This is a genomic window from Amycolatopsis eburnea (genome assembly GCF_003937945.1).
Taxonomy (GTDB): domain Bacteria; phylum Actinomycetota; class Actinomycetes; order Mycobacteriales; family Pseudonocardiaceae; genus Amycolatopsis; species Amycolatopsis eburnea.
In genome coordinates this window covers 634,561-654,881 of record NZ_RSEC01000036.1, presented here as the reverse complement: position 1 = coordinate 654,881, position 20,321 = coordinate 634,561, and the positions used below count along the sequence as shown (strand labels likewise).

General features: G+C 71.3%; 24 protein-coding genes and 1 tRNA gene. 14 read left to right on the top strand and 11 right to left on the bottom strand.

Annotated features, from left to right (window positions below):
* Nucleotides 1-16 precede the first annotated feature (16 nt).
* Together EIY87_RS15700 and EIY87_RS15695 are read right to left on the bottom strand one after the other, a co-directional pair.
* Nucleotides 17-595: a hypothetical protein gene (locus tag EIY87_RS15700; protein ID WP_125308491.1), complete on the bottom strand. Its 579-nt coding sequence runs from the start codon at nucleotides 593-595 to the stop codon at nucleotides 17-19.
* Nucleotides 592-903, bottom strand: a complete 312-nt coding sequence (locus EIY87_RS15695; protein WP_225439889.1) for a hypothetical protein — start codon at nucleotides 901-903, stop codon at nucleotides 592-594. The genes EIY87_RS15700 and EIY87_RS15695 overlap by 4 nt, the downstream gene beginning before the upstream one ends.
* A gap of 152 nt (nucleotides 904-1,055) precedes the next feature.
* Here EIY87_RS15695 and EIY87_RS48915 point away from each other — a divergent pair, with 152 nt between their 5' ends.
* The 3 genes from EIY87_RS48915 to EIY87_RS15685 are packed head-to-tail and all read left to right on the top strand — an operon-like array spanning nucleotide 1,056 to nucleotide 2,606.
* On the top strand, nucleotides 1,056-1,178 hold the full coding sequence (locus EIY87_RS48915; RefSeq protein WP_263855611.1) for a hypothetical protein: 123 nt from the start codon (nucleotides 1,056-1,058) through the stop codon (nucleotides 1,176-1,178).
* Between the two features lie 47 nt (nucleotides 1,179-1,225).
* Complete coding sequence (locus tag EIY87_RS15690; RefSeq protein ID WP_125308485.1) at nucleotides 1,226-2,143, top strand: TauD/TfdA dioxygenase family protein; 918 nt, start codon at nucleotides 1,226-1,228, stop codon at nucleotides 2,141-2,143.
* 16 nt (nucleotides 2,144-2,159) lie between these two features.
* Nucleotides 2,160-2,606 (top strand): limonene-1,2-epoxide hydrolase family protein, encoded by a 447-nt coding sequence (locus tag EIY87_RS15685; RefSeq protein WP_166640483.1) that lies wholly within the window; start codon nucleotides 2,160-2,162, stop codon nucleotides 2,604-2,606.
* Nucleotides 2,607-2,897: 291 nt separating this feature from the next.
* Here EIY87_RS15685 and EIY87_RS15680 read toward each other — a convergent pair whose 3' ends face one another.
* Nucleotides 2,898-3,851 (bottom strand): CapA family protein, encoded by a 954-nt coding sequence (locus EIY87_RS15680; protein ID WP_125308482.1) that lies wholly within the window; start codon nucleotides 3,849-3,851, stop codon nucleotides 2,898-2,900.
* A 126-nt stretch (nucleotides 3,852-3,977) separates the two neighbouring features.
* Between EIY87_RS15680 and EIY87_RS15675 the strand changes: the two genes are divergently transcribed.
* The 8 genes from EIY87_RS15675 to EIY87_RS15640 all read left to right on the top strand — a co-directional run bounded on the left by EIY87_RS15675 (nucleotide 3,978) and on the right by EIY87_RS15640 (nucleotide 10,349).
* Nucleotides 3,978-6,443: an endonuclease/exonuclease/phosphatase family protein gene (locus EIY87_RS15675; RefSeq protein ID WP_125308477.1), complete on the top strand. Its 2,466-nt coding sequence runs from the start codon at nucleotides 3,978-3,980 to the stop codon at nucleotides 6,441-6,443.
* 129 nt (nucleotides 6,444-6,572) lie between these two features.
* The gene (locus EIY87_RS15670) at nucleotides 6,573-7,202 is read left to right on the top strand and encodes a hypothetical protein (RefSeq protein ID WP_125308473.1); all 630 of its coding nucleotides are present in this window, start codon (nucleotides 6,573-6,575) and stop codon (nucleotides 7,200-7,202) included.
* Nucleotides 7,199-8,410 (top strand): WXG100 family type VII secretion target, encoded by a 1,212-nt coding sequence (locus EIY87_RS15665; RefSeq protein WP_125308469.1) that lies wholly within the window; start codon nucleotides 7,199-7,201, stop codon nucleotides 8,408-8,410. The genes EIY87_RS15670 and EIY87_RS15665 overlap by 4 nt, the downstream gene beginning before the upstream one ends.
* Complete coding sequence (locus EIY87_RS15660; protein ID WP_225439888.1) at nucleotides 8,410-8,988, top strand: hypothetical protein; 579 nt, start codon at nucleotides 8,410-8,412, stop codon at nucleotides 8,986-8,988. Before EIY87_RS15665 ends, EIY87_RS15660 begins: the two co-directional genes overlap by 1 nt.
* Nucleotides 8,985-9,335, top strand: coding sequence for a hypothetical protein (locus tag EIY87_RS15655; protein ID WP_225439887.1), 351 nt, complete (start codon nucleotides 8,985-8,987; stop codon nucleotides 9,333-9,335). The genes EIY87_RS15660 and EIY87_RS15655 overlap by 4 nt, the downstream gene beginning before the upstream one ends.
* The gene (locus EIY87_RS15650; protein WP_125308462.1) at nucleotides 9,323-9,661 is read left to right on the top strand and encodes a hypothetical protein; all 339 of its coding nucleotides are present in this window, start codon (nucleotides 9,323-9,325) and stop codon (nucleotides 9,659-9,661) included. The genes EIY87_RS15655 and EIY87_RS15650 overlap by 13 nt, the downstream gene beginning before the upstream one ends.
* Complete coding sequence (locus tag EIY87_RS15645; protein ID WP_225439886.1) at nucleotides 9,649-9,981, top strand: hypothetical protein; 333 nt, start codon at nucleotides 9,649-9,651, stop codon at nucleotides 9,979-9,981. The genes EIY87_RS15650 and EIY87_RS15645 overlap by 13 nt, the downstream gene beginning before the upstream one ends.
* Nucleotides 9,978-10,349 carry a YbaB/EbfC family nucleoid-associated protein gene (locus tag EIY87_RS15640; RefSeq protein ID WP_125308459.1) on the top strand — a complete coding sequence of 124 codons (372 nt, stop codon included), beginning with the start codon at nucleotides 9,978-9,980 and terminating at the stop codon, nucleotides 10,347-10,349. The genes EIY87_RS15645 and EIY87_RS15640 overlap by 4 nt, the downstream gene beginning before the upstream one ends.
* Here the strand turns inward: EIY87_RS15640 and EIY87_RS15635 are convergent.
* The 7 genes from EIY87_RS15635 to EIY87_RS15605 form a co-directional block, all read right to left on the bottom strand.
* Entirely contained in the window at nucleotides 10,346-10,753 is a 408-nt protein-coding gene (locus tag EIY87_RS15635; protein ID WP_125308455.1) for a hypothetical protein, read from the bottom strand. The two genes, EIY87_RS15640 and EIY87_RS15635, sit on opposite strands and share 4 nt — an antisense overlap.
* Nucleotides 10,750-13,479, bottom strand: a complete 2,730-nt coding sequence (locus EIY87_RS15630) for an FtsK/SpoIIIE domain-containing protein (protein ID WP_125308451.1) — start codon at nucleotides 13,477-13,479, stop codon at nucleotides 10,750-10,752. The genes EIY87_RS15635 and EIY87_RS15630 overlap by 4 nt, the downstream gene beginning before the upstream one ends.
* A gap of 34 nt (nucleotides 13,480-13,513) precedes the next feature.
* The gene (locus EIY87_RS15625) at nucleotides 13,514-13,759 is read right to left on the bottom strand and encodes a hypothetical protein (protein ID WP_125308449.1); all 246 of its coding nucleotides are present in this window, start codon (nucleotides 13,757-13,759) and stop codon (nucleotides 13,514-13,516) included.
* A 4-nt stretch (nucleotides 13,760-13,763) separates the two neighbouring features.
* Nucleotides 13,764-14,024 carry a hypothetical protein gene (locus EIY87_RS15620; protein ID WP_003056176.1) on the bottom strand — a complete coding sequence of 87 codons (261 nt, stop codon included), beginning with the start codon at nucleotides 14,022-14,024 and terminating at the stop codon, nucleotides 13,764-13,766.
* A 373-nt stretch (nucleotides 14,025-14,397) separates the two neighbouring features.
* A complete protein-coding gene (locus tag EIY87_RS15615; RefSeq protein ID WP_125308447.1) occupies nucleotides 14,398-15,267 on the bottom strand; it encodes a class I SAM-dependent methyltransferase in 870 nt (289 codons plus the stop codon).
* A 103-nt stretch (nucleotides 15,268-15,370) separates the two neighbouring features.
* Nucleotides 15,371-15,455, bottom strand: a tRNA-Ser gene (locus EIY87_RS15610).
* Nucleotides 15,456-15,499: 44 nt separating this feature from the next.
* Nucleotides 15,500-16,243, bottom strand: a complete 744-nt coding sequence (locus tag EIY87_RS15605) for a PP2C family protein-serine/threonine phosphatase (RefSeq protein WP_191984107.1) — start codon at nucleotides 16,241-16,243, stop codon at nucleotides 15,500-15,502.
* Between the two features lie 78 nt (nucleotides 16,244-16,321).
* On the opposite strand from EIY87_RS15605, the gene EIY87_RS15600 reads away from it, so the two are divergent.
* Entirely contained in the window at nucleotides 16,322-18,016 is a 1,695-nt protein-coding gene (locus tag EIY87_RS15600; protein WP_125308443.1) for an HsdM family class I SAM-dependent methyltransferase, read from the top strand.
* An 8-nt stretch (nucleotides 18,017-18,024) separates the two neighbouring features.
* A complete protein-coding gene (locus EIY87_RS15595) occupies nucleotides 18,025-18,915 on the top strand; it encodes a serine/threonine-protein kinase (RefSeq protein WP_125308441.1) in 891 nt (296 codons plus the stop codon).
* Here EIY87_RS15595 and EIY87_RS15590 read toward each other — a convergent pair.
* The gene (locus EIY87_RS15590) at nucleotides 18,905-19,414 is read right to left on the bottom strand and encodes a hypothetical protein (RefSeq protein WP_125308439.1); all 510 of its coding nucleotides are present in this window, start codon (nucleotides 19,412-19,414) and stop codon (nucleotides 18,905-18,907) included. The genes EIY87_RS15595 and EIY87_RS15590 overlap by 11 nt on opposite strands.
* Nucleotides 19,415-19,621: 207 nt before the next feature.
* Here EIY87_RS15590 and EIY87_RS15585 point away from each other — a divergent pair, with 207 nt between their 5' ends.
* A complete protein-coding gene (locus tag EIY87_RS15585; protein ID WP_125308437.1) occupies nucleotides 19,622-20,260 on the top strand; it encodes a L,D-transpeptidase in 639 nt (212 codons plus the stop codon).
* Nucleotides 20,261-20,321: the final 61 nt, after the last annotated feature.

Here is a 20,321-nt window from a genome sequence, read left to right as displayed (position 1 = left end):
ACGCGAAGGTGACACTTCAGCCGAGCTCGACCGCGGGGCTCGTCAACGGCTCCAGCTCCTCCGCCAGCGAAGACAACGACGCCACCTTCGCGGAGACCGTTCGCAGCACGGCGGTGCACGCGGTGCTGACGTCGCTGACCACCTCGGCCGAGCGGTCGCCAGTCAGCACCGCCGCCACCGACGCGGAAGCGGCGGACGCGATGGCGCGCACCTCCGTCGCCGCCGACTCCGCCAGTTCGTCCAGGTGCGTCGCGATCCGGGCGCCCAGTGCGGCCGTGGCCGCGGCGGCGCGGACGGCCGCGCCGTACTGACCGTCCACTGTGTCCGCCCAGGTGCCGAACGTTTCCGTGCTGCCGCCGGTTTCCGCGCGGTCGACGCCGGCGCGGAACTCCTCCTGGGCCGACGTCACCACCAGCGAGCCCGCGTCGACCGTCGACGCCGACGTGCGGATCGCGGACGGGGCGCAGTCCAGGCGCCGCAGCGCCGCCACCGGGTCCGGGACGCCGAGGCGGCCGGCCGCCGAGCGGAGCGACGACAGCTCGGCCGCCGCCGTCGTCAGGGCCGGGTGTTCGAAGACCTCGGCGAGGGAGGTCACGGCGCCACCGCGATCCGGCCCCGGAAGCCGGTGCTCCGGGTGCTCTCCGCCGCCATGCGCAGCCGGCCCGCCAGGTCGGACGTCGCGTCGCCGAGGACGCGGGCGTCGGCCTCGCGCGCGGCCAGCGCGGCCGCCCAGCGGGCCGCCAGCTCGCGGGCCTGCGGCGAGATGCCGAACGGCGTCGAGTCGACGCGGGCCTCGGCGAACCGGCCTGCCGCTTTGTCGTCGGCGGCCGTGGCCTGGTCGAGCAGGTCGGCCGCCGCGCGGAGCCGGTCCGGGTCGATCCGCGAGCCTCTGCCTTCCGGCATGGGGACCTCCGTCGTCAAGGGCGCTCACCCGATCGTGGAAGATCTTGCCTCATGCGCCCGGGCCGCCCGCATCGCGGTGACCTGCGCCGTTCGGCACGTTCCAACAAGTGGACGTCTTGACCGCGAGGCGGGACGGCGCGGACCATGGGTTCATGCCTGCCACCTCGGAACGCACCCCCGTCCGGTGGCTCGGCCGCGCCGTGCAGCGGTCGATCGGTGAGGGCGTCGTGGAGCTCCTGCTGCGCCGCGGCCGCCTGGGCTCGCCCCCTGCCTGACGCGAGCCCGGCGTCCGAACACTCCCGAAAACCCTTGGAGCACAACCATGTCCGTAGATCTGCCTGCCCGGATTCAGCTGCGCGAGGCCGTCACGCCCACCGGTGGCATCGTCGAAGGCCCGCGTCTGCTGCGGGATCCGCGGGAGGGGTTCGAGCTGTTCACCCTCCGGCCGCTGAGCCGGGTGATCGGCGCCGAGGTCGACGGCGTCGACCTGCGCGAGCCGCTCACGCCCGAGCTGCGCGAAGAGCTCAACCGCGCCCTGCTCGAGTGGAAGGTGCTCTTCTTCCGCGACCAGGACATCACGTCGGCGCAGCAGCGCGCGTTCGCCGCGAACTGGGGTGAGCTGGAGACCAACCCGTTCATCCCGAAGGGCGACGACGACGCCGTCACGCGCTTCGAGCGCACCGCGGCCATGCCCGGCTACGAGAACATCTGGCACGTCGACGTCACCTGGCGGCCGAAGCCGGCGCTCGGCTCGGTGCTGCGGCTGATCGAGGTGCCGCCGGTCGGCGGGGACACGATGTGGGCCGACATGGCCGCCGCCTACGACAACCTGCCCGCGGACGTCCGCGCGCGCATCGACGGGCTCACCGCCGTCCACGACTACCTCCCCGGCTTCGACCGCTTCTCCGATCCGGCGCTCCTCGCGCGCTGGCAGGACCGCTTCCCGCCGGTCGAGCACCCGGTGGTCCGGACGCACCCGGAGACCGGGCGGCGCACCCTGTTCGTCAACCAGGCCTTCACCACGCACATCGTCGGCCTGGACCGCGACGAGAGCGACCGGCTGCTGCGGTACCTGTTCCTGCAGGCCCACACGCCCGAGTTCCAGGTCCGGTTCAGCTGGCGGCCGAATTCGGTGGCGTTCTGGGACAACCGCGCGACGCAGCACTACGCGGTCAACGACTACCACCCGCACGTCCGGATCGCGGAGCGCGTCGCCATCGCGGGCGACCGGCCGTTCTGAGCCTTAGCCTGGGGGCATGACCGATGAACCCCAAGCAGTGGTGACCGGTTTCCTCAAGGCCCTCGAAGACCTCGACGTGGACCGCGCGCTGACGTTCGCGGCGAGCGACATCGTGTACCAGAACGTGCCGTTGCCGCCCGCTCGCGGCGTCGCCGCGGTCGAAAAACAGCTGCGTTTCATGGCCAAGTACGGCTCGGGTTTCGAGGCGCGCACGCACCACATCGCCGCGGACGGCAACGTCGTGCTCACCGAGCGCACCGACGTGCTGCGCCGCGGCGCGTGGGAAGCGGAGTTCTGGGTGTGCGGCACGTTCGAGGTCGAAGGCGGCCGGATCGTCCTCTGGCGCGACTACTTCGACTGGACGACCTTCCTGGCCGCGAGCGCGAAGGGCGCCGGGCGGGTCGCGCTGGCCGGCGCGCGCACGCTGCTCGGCCGCTACAAGGGGAGGCAGGCGGTGCGCTAGACCCGGTGCTCGCCGCGGTCGTGGTCCCGAAGGTCCACGACCGCGGCTATCCCCAGCACCAGCACGAACACGCAGCTGAGAACAATCAGCCCCCACATGATCGTTCTCCCTCCCCCCGTGTCGTGCCGACCGCGAGCTGTCGGGGAGTGGTCTGTGCCACTTTTCCGGCGGCTCATGCAGACCGTACCGCCGCTTCACGCAGGTTGTTCCGGCCCTTGAGCTTCATTTAAGGCAGATGCGCCGGATGGGTGACAAACCCGTGTGCGGCTGTCACGGAACGCGCGCATTCCGTTACGCGCCAACACCTAATCCGGACACCGAGGCGATTCCTTCGTGGACGGACACCTTGGTCGAACGCAGTGCCGAGACGTCCGCGAAGTACCGAAGCACCTTGCTCGCGTCCTCCCCGGCCAGTGGCTCGCACTCGTTGTCCGCGTTCCGCCGCACCGGGATCAGCTCGAGCCGAGGTTCGGCGCCGAACATGCAGCCCGCCAGCAGCCCGTCGACGTGCCGGCCGCGCATCGCCGGCCAGTCGAAGACGAGGTTGCCGAGGCTGTAGAGGATCGGGCGGCCGCGGTGGACCTCGACGGCCTGGATGGTGTGCGGCCCGTGGCCGACGACCAGGTCGGCGCCGGCGTCGATCGCCGCGCGCCCGTAGGTGACCTGGTATTCGGTCAGTTCCGGCCCCGGCAGGCCCCAGTGCATCGAGACGACGACGTGGTCGTTCGACGCTTTCGCCTGCCGGACGTCGGACACGAGCCGGTCGAGGTGCTCGGGCACCGGCGCCGTGCGGACGAGCGGCGGGCGGCCGGGGATCTCCGCGACGCGCGGATCGGGTTGGTACGCCGTGGTCGCAAACGCTTGCGCGACGCCGGGGAAGTCCGGCAGCGCGCTTTGCCCGCGAGACCGGAGCGCGGTGTACGCGAGGAACGCGACCGTCTCGCCCGACCGGTCGAGCACGGCGGGGGCGTGCGCGGCGTCGGGGGTCGCGCCGGCCCCGCAGTGCGCGATCCCGGCGCGGTCGAGGACCGGGAGGCTCGCCACCGAGCTGAGGTCGTTGGCGCACGAGACGACGTCGATGGCGGCCGCCGTCAGGGCTTCGGCGACCGGCGCGTCGACGGCGCCCTCGAGGTTGACGAACCGGAGGTCCGCGCCCTGGAGCAGCGGGTTCAGCCGCTCGAACGCCGTCGCCGGGGTGGCCCGGCCCTGGATGTTGACGTCTCCGCCGAGTACCAGCGTGATCACAAAACCTGCTCTGCCAAACGAGTGACGACGAAAGTAGTTGTTACGAATCGTTGCATCTTTGTCTTCCTCCTCCTCACTTGCCCGGGGGACTATGCCACGACTGTTCAAGCACAAAGGGGACTCAGGGTGACCAAGACCCACAGATCCAAGGCCGCCTTCACGGTGGCCGTCGCGTCGGGCCTGGTGCTCGGCGGCGTGGCCGCGCCGGCCGCGCTCGCCGCACCCAGCGCCGACGCGGTCATCGCCGAGGTCTACGGCGGCGGTGGCAACTCCGGCGCCACGTTGACCAACGACTTCGTCGAGCTCGCCAACCACGGCGCGGCGGCCACGAGCGTCGACGGCTTCAGCGTCCAGTACCTGCCCGGATCGGCCAGCCCGTCGAGCACCTGGCAGGTCACGCCGCTGACCGGCAGCGTCGCCCCGGGCGGGCGCTACCTCGTGGCCGAGGGCAAGGGCAGCGGCGGCACGGTCGCGCTGCCCGCCCCGGACGCGACCGGCGCGATCGCGATGTCCGCGACCGCGGGCACGATCGCCCTCGTCTCCGGCACCACCGCGCTGACCTGCAAGACCGCCGCGGACTGCGCGGCCGACACCCGGGTCAAGGACCTCGTCGGGTTCGGCGCGGCGACCGTCCGCGAGGGTTCTCCGACGGCCGCGCCGTCCAACACGACGTCCGTCGCGCGCGCCGCGTCGCTGGCCGACACGGACGACAACGCGGCCGACTTCACCGTCGGCGACCCGTCCCCGACGAACACCAAGGGCGAGACGACCGGCGGCGGCAACCCCGAACCGGGCACCCCGGCCAAGATCCACGAAATCCAGGGCACCACGCGCATTTCGCCGTTCAAGGACAAGAAGGTCAGCGACGTCACCGGCGTCGTGACGGCGACCAGGACGTTCGGCTCGTCGCGCGGCTTCTGGCTCACCGACCCGAACCCGGACAACGACCCGCGCACCAGCGAGGGCCTGTTCGTCTTCACCGGCTCGACCAGCCCGGCCGTCGCGGTCGGCGACGCGGTGACCGCGACCGGCACCGTCCGCGAGTTCTACCCGGACGCGCCGGCGACGTCGAACTACCAGTCGCTCACCGAGCTGAGCAGTGCACAGTGGACGGTCGGCTCGCACGGGAACGCGCTGCCCGCGCCGACCGTGCTGAACCCGGACACCGTGCCGACGACGTACGCGCCGTCGCCCGGCGGGAACATCGAGCCGCTCACCTTGGAGCCCGCCAAGTACGCGCTGGACTTCTGGGAGTCGCACGAGAGCGAGATCGTCTCGGTCACCGACGCCCGCGTCGTCGGCCCGTCGAACTCCTTCAACGAGCTGTACGTGACGTCCAAGCCGGACCAGCACGAGTCGGTCCGCGGCGGCAGCGTCTACCTGGGCTACGACCAGCTCAACAGCGGCGTCATGAAGGTGTCGTCGCTGATCCCGTTCGACCAGCGGCCGTTCCCGAAGCTCAACGTCGGCGACGTGCTGACCGGCACCACCTCGGGTCCCGTCGAGTACAGCAACTTCGGCGGCTACACGCTGTTCGCCAGCGTGCTCGGGACCGAAAAGGACAATGGGCTGCAGGCCGAGACCACGCGCAAGCAGCGGACCGGTGAGCTGGCCGTCGCGACGTACAACGTCGAGAACCTGGCGCCCGGTGACGCGCAGGCGAAGTACGACCGGCTCGGCGAAGCGATCGTGACGCACCTCGCGACGCCGGACATCGTGAACCTGGAAGAGATCCAGGACAACACGGGCGCGACCGACGACGGCACCGTCGCGGCGGACCAGACGCTGCAGAAGTTCACCGACGCCATCGTCGCCAAGGGTGGGCCGCGCTACCAGTGGCGCTCGATCGACCCGGTCAACGACCAGGACGGCGGCCAGCCGGGCGGCAACATCCGCGTGGCGTTCCTGTTCAACCCGGCCCGCGTGTCCTTTGTGGACCGTCCGGGTGGGACGTCGACGTCGGCCGTGGGTGTCGTCCGCGAGCACGGGAAGACGCACCTCACGGCGTCGCCGGGCCGCGTCGACCCGACGAACGAGGCCTGGACGTCGAGCCGCAAGCCGCTGGCCGGCGAGTTCGTCTTCAAGGGCCGCACGGTCTTCGTCATCGCCAACCACTTCAACTCCAAGGGCGGCGACCAGCCGACGCACGGCCGCTTCCAGCCGCCGACGCGCAGTTCCGAGGTGCAGCGCGCGAAGCAGGCCACGGTGCTGCGCGGGTTCGTGGATTCGTTGCTGGCGTCGGACCGCAGCGCGAACGTCGTGGTGGCCGGTGACCTGAACGACTACCCGTTCTCGCCTGCGGTCCAGACGCTCACCGCCGGTGGCGCGCTGAAGGACCTGATCGCGTCGGTGCCGGAAGCCGAGCGGTACAGCTACGTGTTCGAGGGCCAGTCGCAGGTGCTGGACCACATCCTGGCGTCGAATGCGCCGCGCGGGGTGGACTACGACGTCGTCCACATCAACGCGGAGTTCGCCGACCAAGCCAGCGACCACGACCCGCAGGTGATCCGGTTCCGGCCGGGCGCGGGCAACCCGCTGCAGGACGGGCTTTACGACCTGCTCGACTACCTGGAGCAGGTCTTCGGGCACTGAGGTTCGGCCGGGCCCCCATCGGGTTTGACCCGATGGGGGCCTTTCTCATGCTCGCTCCTTTGGGTGACGATGAAACCGCGGAGGGTGGACTGCCGTCCTACGTTGGACAGGACCACAGGGGAGGGTGGCGTGGACGGGTACGCGGTGAAGGCCGACGAGCTGGGCAAGCTCATCGGCGATCTGGACACGGCGGCGGGCCGGATGGCCGACGCGAATCAGCGGCTCGGGGGTGGCGGGGCGTTCGGCTCGCTGGGGAACGCCGATCTGGGCAAGGCGGGCGTCGAGTTCGAGGAGGCGTGGCGGTTCGGCATCGGGCGGCTCGGCGATGCGGCTTCGGGGATCACGGAGCGGTTGAAGCAGGCGAAGCAGAAGTACGAGCAGATCGAGGCCGAGTTCAGCGGTGAGCTGGGGAAGTTCGGCACGGCGGTGCTGGGGGACGGTCCCGGTGGTGGCGAACCCACGGGCGGGGTGAAGGGGAACCACCCTCGGCTGGGGCAGCCGGCCGGAGGCCCGGTGGGCGGTGGGGTCACCGGCGGGATGCCGGGCATCAACGACCTGGCCGACCGGACCGATCCGGGCGCGGACCTGGACGGCGGGATGGTTGGCGGTGGCATCACCGGCGGGATGCCGGGGATCAACCGGCTGGCCGAACGCCAGGGTCTGGCGGACGTCGTCGAGCAGGCCGACGGTGACGACCGCCCGGTCGGCGGCGGCGCGACCGGCGGCATCACCGGCATCCTGGACGGGCTCGACCGATGAGCACGCGAGACTTCCCGGCCCTGGGCTTCGACCCGGCGCCCGGCGACCTCGACGGCATCACCGACCTGGCGGGCAAGTACCGGGCGGTGAGCAAGGACCTGACCGACGCCGACGACGCGTTGCGCCGGATCGTCCGGAAGCAGGGCATCTGGCAGGGCGAGGCGAGCGACGCCTTCGCACGGCGCCTCGGCCCGCTGCCGCAGTACCTCGAGGGCGCGGCCAGGTCGATGGGCGAGGCGGCCGACGCGCTCGAAGCCTGGGCTCAGCAGCTGGGTGACCTGCAGAAACGCGCAGCGGACCTGGAGACTCGCGCGGTGGCGGCGGCCCAGGCGGCGGAGGCGGCGCGGGCGAACCCGGACCTCGCGCTGGCGAACCGGACGTTCCCGGATCAGCAGTCCTTGCAGATCGCCCAGAGGCTGTTGGACAACGCGGGCCGGCAGCTCCAGTCCGCGATCGACGGCTGCCAGAACATCCAGGACGCGGCGAAGCAGCTCCAGCAGGAGCATGGGGAGGCGGCGGGCCGGGTCGCGGAGGCGTTGCGGAAGGCGAAGGAGCTGGCTCCGGACGAGCCGGACGTACTCGACAAGCTGGGTGACGCGGTCGGTGGAGCGTTTGTCGACTTGTCGAACACCATCGCGGACGGCGTGGACGACGCGTGGGACTTCGTGCAGGACCACGCGGAGCTGCTGTCGAAGCTCTCGGACGTGATGGGCGACATCGGCAATGCTCTCGGAGTGCTGAGCGACTCGCTCCCCGAGCCGGCCGACGAGGTCGTCGGCGCGTTCGCGACCGGCGTGGGCCTGGGCGCTTTGGGCGGACATGCGCTTGCGAAGGCCGCCGGAGCGGATGTCGCCACCGAGACCCTGACCTTCGATGCCCTCGGAGCGATCACCTCGCTGGCGGGCATGGTGCCAGGCGTGCCGGCTTGGGCGCTCAAGCTGGGGACCTACGGCTTGCCGGCGGAGCAATTCACGGGCGAGATGGCCGCGGGAGCCACCGGCAAGAGCTTCGAAGGCCCGTGGGGGGACTTCAGGAACTACTGGGTTCCCAAGGACGCCGGCGAATGGGCCGTGGCCGGCACGTCGATCGTTGCCGGGCCTGCTCCGTGGGCGGCGGTGGCGTTGGGGAACGCGACCGAGGCAGGCGTCCAAGCGGACAACGCGCCGGAGCGTCGTCGTGAGCGCGCGGAAGACGAGGTGTGGAACTGATGCCTCTGCAAATCGACCTGCCTCCCGGCTTCGCGGGCATGCCGGTGGGCACCGACGACAAGATGAACCGTGGCCACGCCTGGACGGTCGCCGAGAACCTGGCGGCCGGTGCCGGAACGAGCATCGAGCAGTTCGGCAGCTACCTGATGGCGCTGGTGCCGACCATGCAGGCCAACGGCATCCGCGTGTTCGGCAAGTTCGCGGTCGGCAGGCGAAAGGGTGATGTCGCGACCCTGACGCTGGGCGTGGTCCAGTGGCCGGAGACCGCGCCGGGCAACCGGGACGCCGTCGTCGCGGCGATGGCCGCCGAGTACCGCACGCGCCACCCGCAGTCAGTCGTTCAACCGGTGCGGCTGCCGATCGGACCGGCGCTCGTGGCGTTCAGCGGCGGCGAGTTCCGCTTTCCCGAGCACGACGTCCGCACCCAGATCAGGGCGGAGTACCAGATCCCGCTGCCGGACGGCCGGTCCGTGGTGATCCTGTCGGTGGTCGCCGAGTCGGAGGACGCCTGGCCCGCCGTGGCCGAAGCCACGGCAAAGGTCGCTTGGAGTCTCCGCAGCGAGCAGGAGTGCGGATGACGGGCGTGGTGGCCGCCGCTGCGACGGATTCTCCGACTTCTCCAGCGGCCTACGTACTCGGCGTCATCGTGTTCGGCGGGATCTTGGCCGTCAGCGTCACGGTCAACGTCATCCGGTTCAGGAAATCCCGGAAACCCCGGGAACACCAGATGGCACTGCTGGCCGCCCGGCTCGACGGCCGTCGACAGCTCTACCTCCGGTTCGACGAAACCGGCTTGGACCAGGGGGATCTCCTTCGTGTGGGTTACAGCCGGGGGTACGGGCTGATCGAGCACAAGGTCGGCAAGTACTACGAGTTCGTCTACGCGCCGCACCAGCCGGGGAGGTCGGGGCCGTGGGCGATCTGACTCTCGCCGGCTCCAAGTTCAACGGCAGTGACGCCGAGTACTTCGGGACTCTCGTCGTCGTCGGGGGGATCGTCCTCGTGGTCCTCGCGGTGGTCCTCGTCGTCAAACGCCGGCTCGAGAAGAACCGGCGTACCGCCGTCCAGCAGCTGGCGCGGCAGCTCGACGGTCGCCCGATCGTGTACGTGCCGTACGCCGATTGTCCGCTGCCCGTTCCTCAGGTTTCGAGTACGGCTTACGCCCGGGGCTACGCCATGACCCCGAACCCGACGGCGTTGCGCTACGAGTTCGCCTACGTGGCAGGAAGGCCGGGGCCGTGGGCGATCTGACTCTCGCGGCTTCGGCCGGGGATGGCGACCCGGCGCGGGTGATGTTCCTCGTGCTGTGGGGCGTGGTGATCGTCGGCGGTCTGACGTTGACCATCGTCCGGACGATGCGTTCGATGAGGCCGCGCGAGAAGCAGATGGCGCTCCTGGCCGCGGAGCTGGACGGCCGGGCTCAGGTGTACCTCCGGATGATCGAGAACGGTCTTACCGAGCAGGACCTCGCCTGGGTCGCCGGCAGCCGCGGCTACAGCGTGATCGTCCATCGAGCCTTCAAGTACTACGAGTTCGTGTACACACCGCACCAGCCAGGGAGAATCGCATGAGCGACAACGCCCAGCTGATCGAGGAAATGCGCTGGCAGCTCAAGCAGATCGAAGACCGCAAAGCCGACAACCAGCGCCTCCTCGCGGGCATCGCGGGGAGTGACCACACCACCGTCACCTCGCCGGATCGGTCCGTCACCGTTCTCGCCGGGCCCGGCGGCGTCGTCAGCGAAGTCCGGCTCGCGCCCGAAGCCATGCGGTTCGACGCCGTCACGTTGAGCCGGACCATCACCGCCGCCATCCGGGAAGCGGTCTCCGCCGGGAGGCCGCTCGCCCAGCCACCGGCACCGCAAGCACCGCCACAACGGCCGCGCAGGCAAACGTCGGCCGACGACGACGAGCTCTACGACACCGTCTTCGACGTCTAGGCCGGTGGCGGCTGCTCGCCCCGCTTCGACGCCGCCCGCTTCGCGCGCCAGCCCAACCCCAACACCGCCTGCACCAGCTCCTGGTAGCTCGGCTTGACCTCCTCGAGGTACCGCTCCAGGTAAGCCGGACGCGCCGTCATGACCGGGCGGGGTTCGTCGCCCGGGTCCAGCCACGGCAGGCCCTGGATGTTGTGCAGGGCCATCTTCCACCAGCGCGTCGCGCGCTCGGCGGCCCGCTTTTCGCGGTCGGCCGCCACCTCGATCGCGGCCTTGGCTGCTTCGATCTCCGCTTCCAGGGTCTCGGCGCGCTGCAGCTCCCACTCGCGCAGGTTCTCCGCCGAGCCGCGGGACAGGGCGATGATTTCCTTGTACCGCATGGCCGCGGTGGCGCCGTCGTCGGTCATTGCGCGTTCTCCGGACGCTGGAACGGGATGATCACTTCGGGGGCGCCGTGGGTCGTGCGGTCGAAGAACAACGCGCGGCCCGGACGGGGTGACCAGTGCACGACCTGGCCCGCCGCGAACGGCGACAGCTCGTTGCCCTGGACGTCGAGCGCGGCCCACGTGCCGATGTCGTCGGTGCCGGCGAAGCCGAGGGTGTCCTTGAGCCGGGCGATGCTGCGCCACCAGCCGATCGTGTGGATGCCGTGGCCCGGCCCCTGCTTCAGGACCACGCGCAGGTGGTCCAGCCCGCTCTTCAACTGGCCCACCGCTTTCGCCTCCAGCGCCGGCAGCGCCGCGTCCACTCCGTACAGGAGCAGCACCTTCGGGCCGCCGGACATCGAGCCGGTCATCGTTTCCAGCACGCCGGTCAGGTCCTCGACCAGCGACGCCGCGTGACCGTCTTCGCGCAGCCGCTCGGTCAGCTCCCACGCGGCCGGGCCGCACGCCTCGATCGGGCAGCTCAGTACGAACTCGACCTCGCCGGGCTCGTACTGCCGGGACAGCGAACGCGCCGCGGAGTCCATGATGGACAGTGCCTCCGCGGTCGCCGAGCCGAGCACCGCGACGTTGCGGCCCGGCGCGCGTGGGAGGTCGACGCCGCACGCCGTCTCGGTCACGTCGATCGACTGGCCGAGCAGGGCGCGCGGCTTCGAGTTCGGCTTGAGGTCCAGGTACGCCGGGAACTGTTCGAGGACGGGCTGGTGCGCGCCGTCGAACAGGCGGGGGCGCGGGAAGCGGCCCGCGTACTCCTCCCACAGCCGGTGCTGGAGCCGGACGAACACGTTCTTGCTGCTCGCGTCCGGCACGTGCGCCAGCTGGTTGCCGTGCGCGACACCGGAATCGTGGTTGATCACCGCGTGCCACTTCGGCGCCGACACCGCCGCGTTGTTCGTCTCGGCCAGCACGCGCCGCGCCTTCGGCATCGCGATCCGCAGCGTGCACTGCTCGAACACCGCCGGCTTGCCCCAGAACGCCTCGATGCCCGCGACGTCCTGGCTGGCCAGCACCAGGTGGATGCCCTGCGACCGGCCGCGCCGCGCGATGTCCTCCAGCAGCTGGGTCGCCGCCGCCGTCACCTGGTCGCGGCCGGCGAACAGGTACTGGAACTCGTCGATCACCGCGACGATCCGCGGCCAGTGCCCGCCCGGGTCGGCTTCGCGCAGGTCGGCGAGGTTCGTGACCTCGTGCTCCTTCGCGGCCGCGGACCGGCGGCGCAGCTCGTCGGCCAGGAAGCGCAGCAGCGCCAGGCCGAACTCGCGGTCGGTGTTGACGTTGACGCCGACGAGCCGCGCGTGCGGCAGCCAGCTCGCGTCCTTCCGGCCGGGGGCCAGCCCGGCGAACGAGACGCCTTCCTTGAAGTCCAGCAGGTACAGCGCCAGCTCGTCCGGGGTGTACCGCGCCGCCATGCTGCCCATCAGCGCGTACAGGAAGTTGGTCTTGCCCGAACCCGACGGACCGCCGATCAGGACGTGCGGGCTCGCGTCGCCGATCACGACCTCGACCGGCTCGCCTTCGAAGAACCCGACCGGGGCACGCAGTTCCCGCGCCGAGCTTTCGTGGCCCAGCTCCGCGGGCAGCAGGTCGTCGAACGAGCGCGGGCCGCCCTGCTTGGCGATCAACGCCTTCGCGATCTTGTCGACGGCGCGGATGACCTGCGCGGACGGCATCGGCGGATCGAGGTCGACGACCAGGTCGGTGCCGGTCATGCTGCTGATCGCGTGCCGCTCGTCGAGCAGGCTCAGCGTCTCGACCGGCGCGCTCACCGCGGTCGGCACGTCGACCATGATCAGGCAGATCCCGGCGGCCAGCGCACCGCTCGCGACGCGCTTGAGGTCGCGGGCGCGTTCGGGTTCGAGGGTTTCGCCGTTGCCGTACAGCACGACGATGCGGAACGGCTCGCCCCGCTGCTCGGTCTCCTTCCGCATTTCCCGCAGCGACGTGAACCCGGCGGACATGCAGCTGGCGTGGATGCGGCGGATGTGCCCGGCCAGCTCGTCGAGGAGGTCCTCCAGCCGGCCCGGGTCGTACAGCGAAAGCGCGCTGGTGTGGCTGAGCGGGTAGAGGTCGGGCAGGATCGCGGTGAGCTGCCCGATGTCCCACAGGTGCACGCGGACGGAGCCGGGCTCGAACGTGGAAAGCACGCGGACCAGCAGGTTCTGCACGATGCCGTCGATCACCGGCCGGGTCTTGGGCGCCGACGAGATCGCCAGGTGCGACTCGTCGAGCAGCGGGACGGCGACGTCGAACACGCGGGTCGGGTCGTTGCCGGCGGCCGTCGCGGAGCCGACGCGCCACAGACCCGGTGACGTGAGACCGAGGTTGTGCCCGACGGTGCCGAGCCAGTCGCCCGGCGGCAGCCCGGCCGGGCCGGGCGCGTTGTGCGAGACGAGGTCCCGCAGCGTCGCGGGCCCCTGGCTCCAGTCGGTGTAGAAAGCGCTTCGCACGGTGCCGAGCGCGCCGAACACTTCGTGCGCGGCGGGGTGGCGGGACCACTCGCTCTGCTGCTCGGCGGCGGCGTGGTTCATGCCGACGCGGACGATGTCCCGCTCCAGCTCGAGCTTGGCGAGGTCGGCTTCGGCGGCTTGACGCGCCCCGGCCGCCGCGCCCAGCACCAGCCCGATCTGATGGCGGACCCGGTCGAGTGCGGTCTCGACGCGGTTGCGTTGCTCGGCTGACTTGTTGGCCATCGGCGTCCCCAAGAAAAAGGTGTCCCTAGCAGGATTACAGGCGCGACCGGTATCCGCTCACCAGGTCTTCGGCAGCGGCCAGGCGGACGAGGAGCTGGTCCAGCCCCTCGCCGGCCTGCGCGTACTGCGAAGGGAGCCAGGGATCGGCCTTGGCCTGGGCGTCCACGAGCGCCTGCCGGGCTTCCCCGAGCAGGCTCGTGGCCCGCTCGGAGTGGGCGCGCGCATCGGCGAGCCCAGCCACGACCGCGGTCAGCAGCTGGTGGAGTTCGGCGAGCGTCATCCGGCTAGAGACGCGCCGAGTAGGAGTCAGCTGAGGAAATGCTTGCTTGGACGGTGCTCTGCAGACCATTGATGCCTTGCAGGGCTTCGGCCAGCAGTCCGTGCGCCTGGCTCACTTCGTGCTGGCTGCTGCCCTGAGTCGCTTGTGCGAGCGACTGCTGGGCTTCTTCGAGAGACTGCGCTGCCTGTTGCAGAGCGGCGATGCTCGCGGACGCCTTTTCGTTGGCGAGCGCGATGCCAGCGCGGATCTCTTCGACTCCGGCCATCGGGCCTCTACTCCTCGAAAATCACTGGTGTCTTGCGGGACGGTTCTATTGAAACAGATCCAACGACTCAGCGTGATCATCTGACTTTGCCGAGTGATCGCGGGCCCGGAATCAGCAAGGCCCCGGACGTGGGAACGTCCGGGGCCGGGCCGATCACGGTCTGTGCGGGGGTCGTCCCGGCACCAGTACCGCACACTGAAGTCGCTGACCAACGCCACCCCAGGTCAGAGCGGTTTTCGTGCCACTGCTGGCCTTTCTCGACAAGGGGCGGGCGAGGTGGGGCTGAGAGTAGCGCGACCGGAGTAACCCGTTTCGCCCAGCCCTGTTCGTGACTCGCCGTGCCCGTGGAGAAAAGCGCAGCACCGAAGAGGTTTCACATTTCGGGCAGCTGAAAATCCCAGACGAGCAGTGCCGGCGTGCTCCGTCCGGCCGCCCGGGCCGCGTCGGGCACGAGGGCGGCGAGGCTCCACGGCCACAGCTCCCACGGCCCGGGCTCGGTCGTCGCGGGCGCGGCGTCCTTCGGCGGCGGGCACGGTTCTTCGCAGCGGAGCGCGGTGAGCCCGGCCGCGAGCGCGGCCCGCAGGTAGTCGCCGACGAGGTGCCGGTGCGAGGCGAGCCGCCCGGGCTGCCCATCGGGCCCGCGCAGCGAAGGGATCGAGCCGCGGGCGACGGCCTCGGGGTGGACGTCGCAGAGCACGGCATGCCCGCCCGGCCGCAGCACGCGCGCGAACTCCGCGAGCACGGGACCGAGGTCGGCGACGTGGGTCAGCGCGAGGCCGCAGGTGACGAGGTCGACCGAGGCGTCGGCGACGGGCAGCGCGGTGAGGTCGCCGAGCCGGAAGTCGCCGCCACGCGCCTGGGCGAGCATCGCCGGCGAGCTGTCGACACCGATCACGCGATGCCCGCGCCGCGCGAGGATGCGCGAGTAGCGGCCGGTCCCGCAGGCCGCGTCGAGGGCGTCGCCGGGTGGCAGCGCTTCCAGGATTTCTTCGAGGATCGGCTCATCGAGGGCGAAGGCGGCGTTCGCGGGGTTGTCGTAGGTCGCGGCCCAGCGGTCGTAGCCCGTGACGGTGTCGAGCCGTTCGACTTCGACGCCGTCGGCGAGCGCTTCGTCGTCGAGGAGCCGGCGGACTTCGGCGATGCGGGCTTCGGTGAACTCGCGGTCGAACTCGCCGGTGAAGCCGCGCAGCAGGGCGAGGCCTTCGATGCCGATCAGGTAGGCCAACGGGTGTTCGTAGCTCACCCGAGGGACGTTAGGGGTGTCGATCCGGGGCGGGCCAGCGGTTTTCGGCCCCGAAACGACGAAACGCCGGGCACGAGGCCCGGCGTTTCGCCTGATCAAACGGCGGAGGATACAGGATTCGAACCTGCGAGGGCGTGAACCCAACACGCTTTCCAAGCGTGCGCCTTAGGCCGCTCGGCCAATCCTCCGCAGGAGACGATACCGGATGCCCATCCCGTGGCTCGAAGGTGGGTCAGCGCGTGACGTCGGCCACCACGCAGGTGATGTTGTCCGGGCCGCCGCCTTCGTTGGCCAGGCGGATCAGCTCCGGGATCGCCTCCGCCGGGTCGCTCACCGACGACAGGACTTCGCGCAGGCGCGGCTCGCTGACCGGGCCGCTCAGGCCGTCCGAGCAGAGCAGGTAGCGGTCGCCCTCGGCGGCCGGGAACGTCCAGATGTCCGGGGCGCCGGAACCCGCCGTCTGCAACGCCTTCATCAGCAGTGACCGCCGCGGGTGGGACTCCGCGTCCTCGGCCGCGACCCGGCCGTCTTCGACCAGGGCCTGGACGAGCGTGTGGTCGCGGGTCAGCCGGCGCAGTTCGCCGTCGCGCAGGAGGTAGCCGCGGGAGTCGCCGATGTGGGCGGCCGCGAAGTCGATGCCGTCGAAGATCAGGGCCGTCAGGGTCGTGCCCATGCCCGTCGTTTCCGGCTCCTGCGCGGCCACTTCGTGCAGGCGCTCGTCGATCGACTTGACCACGCCGGTCAGCGTCGCGGCCAGGTCGACCCCGGTGAGGTCGAGCCGCCGGAGGTCGACGTCGAGCTCGCGCAGCACGTCCACCGCGGTCGCGCTGGCGACCTCGCCGTACGGCTGGCCGCCGATGCCGTCGGCGACGGCCAGCAGGCGGGAACTCGCGTACACCGCGTCTTCGTTGACCTGGCGACGCTGCCCGACGTCCGACCCCGCGGCGTACCGCAGGACGTACCGATCGTGTGTCATGTTCCCCATGAAAGCATTGGTTGACTGAGTTCACAACCATGTCGGCTGAATGGAGCATCCTCCGATAGAGTTCCCGCCATGGACGACGACGCCACGGTCAGCGCGGCCGACATCGCGCGGCTCGCCGGGGTCGGCCGGGCCGCGGTGAGCAACTGGCGCCGTCGCTACCCGGACTTCCCGCAGCCGGTCGGCGGCACGGCTTCGAGCCCGTTGTTCGGCCTGTCCGCCGTCGCCGGCTGGTTCGCCGCCCGCGGCAAGCCGTTCGAGCTGAGCGAGGGCGAACGCGCCTGGCAGCGCCTGCGCGCCCTCGGCGACGACCTCGACCTCGCCGAGCGCGTCAACCGCGCGGGCGTCTTCTTCGCTTTCCAGGCCGGGATCTTCAACACCTTCGACAGCGAGCTCGACGACCCCGAACTGCTCACGCTGCTCAGTGAGATGACGCACCGCGCGGGCCCGGTCGAAGCGTTCGAACTGCTCTGCCGCCGGTACTTCGAGGCGCATTCGCGGCGGTTGTCGGCCACGCCGGAGCCGATCGCCGAACTGATGGCGCGGCTCGTCGGCCCGGTCTCGACGATCCTCGATCCCGCGTGCGGCTTCGGCGCGCTCGCGCTGGCGAGCGGCGCGAAAACCGTGCTGGGGCAGGACAGCGACCCGATGACGGCGTCGATCGCGGCGCTGCGGCTGCGGCTGCGCGGTCTCGAAGCCGAGGTCCACCCGGTCGACGCGCTGCGCGAGGACGCCTTCGCCGGCCGGACCGCGGAAGCCGTGCTGTGCGACCCGCCGTTCAACGAACGCGCCTGGGGTCACGACGAACTCGTCGGCGACGAACGCTGGGAGTACGGCCTGCCGCCGCGAGGCGAGCCCGAGCTCGCCTGGGTGCAGCACTGCCTCGCCCACGTCGAACCCGGTGGTGCGGTGGCGATCCTGATGCCGGGCGCGGCGGCCGGTCGGCGCAGCGGCAAGCGCATCCGCGGCAACCTCCTGCGCGCGGGCGCGGTCCGCGCCGTCGTCACGCTGACGCCGGCCGGTCCCGACCTCTGGCTGCTGCGGCGGCCGGTTCCCGGCGAGCGCCCGCCGTCCACGGTGCTGCTCGGCGAGGCGGGCGACGAGCTGTCCACAGTGGACAAGATGTGGCGGGAGTTCCGCGCGCACCCCGAATCCGGCGTCCGGATCATCGACCTGCTCGACGACGACGTCGACCTGACCCCGGCCCGCCGCCGCACCAGCGACGAGGATCCCGGGCAGGCCTTCGAAGCCGTGCGGAGCCGGTTCGCCGAGCTGGTCCCGCACCTGCCGCCGTTGGCCGCGGCGGACGGCGAGCCGGCGTTCACGACGATCGGCGAGCTGGTCAAGGCCGGTGTCGTCGAGGTCCGGCACGCGGCGCCCCGCGCGGACGCCGAGCACCCGCTCGCCGAGGCGGGCGACGTCGTGGCGTCGGTGACCGGGATCGCGTACGTCCACAGTGGACCGCGTCGGCCGGTGGGTGCCGGGCTCACGGTGTACCGCGTCGACGCCGCGCGGCTGGACGCCGAATTCCTGGCCGGCTGCTTGCGCGCGGCCGACCTGCCCGCCGCGTCCGCGTCGACCCGGATCGACGGCAGGCGCGTGCGGATCCCGCGGGTCCCGATCGCCGTCCAGCGGGAGTACGGCCGGGTCTTCCGGAGCCTCGCCGAGTTCGACACCGTCCTGCGCCAGGCGGCCGAAACGGGCCGTGAGCTGGTCCGGCTAGGCTTCGCGGGACTTGTCGAAGGACGGCTCCGCCCGGGCCGATAGGGGAACGGATGCTGATCGCCGACCGCTACGAGCTCGACGAGCTGCCGCTCGGCCGCGGCGGGATGGGCGCGGTGCACGGCGGGTTCGACCGCAGGCTGGGCCGGCGCGTGGCGATCAAGCTGCTCCGGCTGCCGGGCCGCGACGAAGAGCTGGAAGCCCGGTTCGCCCGCGAGGCGCGGATCCTGGCGACGCTCGACCACCCCGGCGTGCCGACGCTGTACGACTACGGCACCCACGACGACCGGTTGTTCCAGGTCATGCAGTTCGTCGACGGCGTCACCGTGGCCGACCTGCTCGCCGAGCACGGGCCGCTGCCGGTGCCGTGGGCCGCGGCGATCGCGGCGCAGACGTGCGCGGTGCTGACCGCCGCGCACGCGCTCGCCGTCTGCCACCGCGACCTCAAGCCGTCCAACCTGATGCTCGGGCCCGACGGCGGCGTGAAGGTGATGGACTTCGGGCTCGCCGTGCTGCGGGAAGCCGACGCCGCGCAGTTCACGCGGGCCGGGCAGCTGCTGGGCACGCCGTCGTACATGGCACCCGAGCAGATCCAGCGGGGCGGTGCCGAACCGCGCAGCGACCTCTACGCGCTCGGCTGCGTGCTGCACGAGATGCTCACCGGGCGGCGGCTCTTCGACGGGCCGACCGCGTACGCGGTGTTCGAGCGGCAGGTCAAGGAGCTGCCGCCGCCGGTCCGGGGCGTCCCGAACCCGCTGAACGCGCTGCTCGCCGAGGTGCTGGCGAAGGAGCCCGACGCCCGGCCGTCCGGCGCGGCCGAGCTGTACGAGCGGCTCGGCGGGTTCGTCGGCGGGCTGCCGCCGCTGCCCGGGTTCCTGGTGCCGCCGTCGGTGCCGAGCCCGGGCCGGATGTACGCGCGGATGCTGGGACGCGTCAGCGGCTGAGCGCGGTCGGGCGCCGGTCGGCCAGCGGCAGGCCGCGGCGCTGGACGCGGAGGTAGGTCGTCGCGTTCTGCACCGCGATGCTGACGCCGAGGGTGAGCGCGATCGACGCCGAGGTCAGCGGGCCCGCGACACCCAGCGCGGTGCCGAGCGCCACCAGGCCGAGCCGGACCGCGACGGTCAGCGCCCACAACCCGATCGTGATCGCCGAGCCCTTCTGGAACGTCGTGCCGTCGCGCTCGGTGAGCGTCGTGGTCGTGCTGCGCAGGACGCCGAGGCCGGCGAGCACCACCAGGTCGACGGCGAGCAGGCCGAGCTCGCCGGCGGACGTGCCGGGCAGCGCCTGCAGCGTTAAGTAGCCGCCGACCGCGACGAGGACGAGCGGCAGCGTGACCAGCGACTTGCGGTCGAGCAGCGTGCCGCGGACCTGCCGGTAGACGACCCGGTAGAGCACGAGCAGGGCGATGGCGGCGTAGAGCAGGACGTGGGCGGCGGTCGGCATGGCCGGGCTCCTCGGTTCGTCGGGTGCTCCCAGCTTCGGCCGGCGGCGGCCCGGTTTCGTCGGCGCGGAGGCCGGTCCCGGGTGGATTCCGGCGTCAACCCACGGGTTGACCCAAATCGTGACCTTCGCCGACGAACCTCTACCGGGTGACCGTCGTCTTTACCGATGTCCAAACGCGATGATCGAGACAGCTGGGGGTACCGGATCGTGAAGAGGCTTCTGGCGGGAGCGGCCGCGCTGGCCACCGCCTTCGTGCTGGCCGCCTGCTCCGGTGGCGGGGCCGCGGCCGGCGGGCCGAACGCGGGCGGCGGGGCCGTCGCGGCCGGTGCCGGCGGCGGGGCGCCGACGACGTCGAGCGCCACCCCGACCCCCACGCCCACGACGTCGAGCGCGACGCCGACGCCCACCACGTCGAAGGCGGCCCCGACCACGACGACCAAGCCGAAGCCCAAGCCGAAGCCGGCGCCCGCGGCGAACCCGGGCGTGCCGTGCGCGGCGGCGGCCGCGGCGCCGGGCACCGCCGCCTGCGTCGACATCTCGGCGCACCAGGCGTGGCTGCTGCAGGGCGGCAAGGTCGTCTACGGGCCGGTGAAGATGCTGCCGGGCCGCAAGGGCTACCCGACCCCGACCGGCACGTTCCACGTGCTGTCGAAGGAAAAGATGCACCTGTCGAAGGAGTTCGACAACGCGGAGATGCCGAACTCCGTGTTCTTCTACCCGGGCGACGCCTTCCACACCGGCAGCCTCTCGGTGTACTCGCACGGCTGCATCCACCTGTCGCCCGCCGCGTCCCTGAAGTTCTTCAACACGTTGCACGTCGGTGACGTCGTGCAGGTGGTCCCGTAACGCGTTAGCGGCAGATACGGACAGTAGGTCACAGTCCGATAAATTCACTCCGCCGAGTGCA

What these genes read in the sequence shown, in the direction of transcription:
- EIY87_RS15695 (WP_225439889.1), bottom strand. Translation starts at nt 903, where the DNA reads ATGCCGGAAGGCAGAGGCTCGCGGATCGACCCGGACCGGCTCCGCGCG.
- EIY87_RS48915 (WP_263855611.1), top strand. Translation starts at nt 1,056, where the DNA reads ATGCCTGCCACCTCGGAACGCACCCCCGTCCGGTGGCTCGGCCGCGCC.
- EIY87_RS15690 (WP_125308485.1), top strand. Translation starts at nt 1,226, where the DNA reads ATGTCCGTAGATCTGCCTGCCCGGATTCAGCTGCGCGAGGCCGTCACG.
- EIY87_RS15685 (WP_166640483.1), top strand. Translation starts at nt 2,160, where the DNA reads ATGACCGATGAACCCCAAGCAGTGGTGACCGGTTTCCTCAAGGCCCTC.
- EIY87_RS15665 (WP_125308469.1), top strand. Translation starts at nt 7,199, where the DNA reads ATGAGCACGCGAGACTTCCCGGCCCTGGGCTTCGACCCGGCGCCCGGC.
- EIY87_RS15660 (WP_225439888.1), top strand. Translation starts at nt 8,410, where the DNA reads ATGCCTCTGCAAATCGACCTGCCTCCCGGCTTCGCGGGCATGCCGGTG.
- EIY87_RS15655 (WP_225439887.1), top strand. Translation starts at nt 8,985, where the DNA reads ATGACGGGCGTGGTGGCCGCCGCTGCGACGGATTCTCCGACTTCTCCA.
- EIY87_RS15640 (WP_125308459.1), top strand. Translation starts at nt 9,978, where the DNA reads ATGAGCGACAACGCCCAGCTGATCGAGGAAATGCGCTGGCAGCTCAAG.
- EIY87_RS15635 (WP_125308455.1), bottom strand. Translation starts at nt 10,753, where the DNA reads ATGACCGACGACGGCGCCACCGCGGCCATGCGGTACAAGGAAATCATC.
- EIY87_RS15630 (WP_125308451.1), bottom strand. Translation starts at nt 13,479, where the DNA reads ATGGCCAACAAGTCAGCCGAGCAACGCAACCGCGTCGAGACCGCACTC.
- EIY87_RS15625 (WP_125308449.1), bottom strand. Translation starts at nt 13,759, where the DNA reads ATGACGCTCGCCGAACTCCACCAGCTGCTGACCGCGGTCGTGGCTGGG.
- EIY87_RS15620 (WP_003056176.1), bottom strand. Translation starts at nt 14,024, where the DNA reads ATGGCCGGAGTCGAAGAGATCCGCGCTGGCATCGCGCTCGCCAACGAA.
- EIY87_RS15605 (WP_191984107.1), bottom strand. Translation starts at nt 16,243, where the DNA reads ATGACACACGATCGGTACGTCCTGCGGTACGCCGCGGGGTCGGACGTC.
- EIY87_RS15600 (WP_125308443.1), top strand. Translation starts at nt 16,322, where the DNA reads ATGGACGACGACGCCACGGTCAGCGCGGCCGACATCGCGCGGCTCGCC.
- EIY87_RS15595 (WP_125308441.1), top strand. Translation starts at nt 18,025, where the DNA reads ATGCTGATCGCCGACCGCTACGAGCTCGACGAGCTGCCGCTCGGCCGC.
- EIY87_RS15590 (WP_125308439.1), bottom strand. Translation starts at nt 19,414, where the DNA reads ATGCCGACCGCCGCCCACGTCCTGCTCTACGCCGCCATCGCCCTGCTC.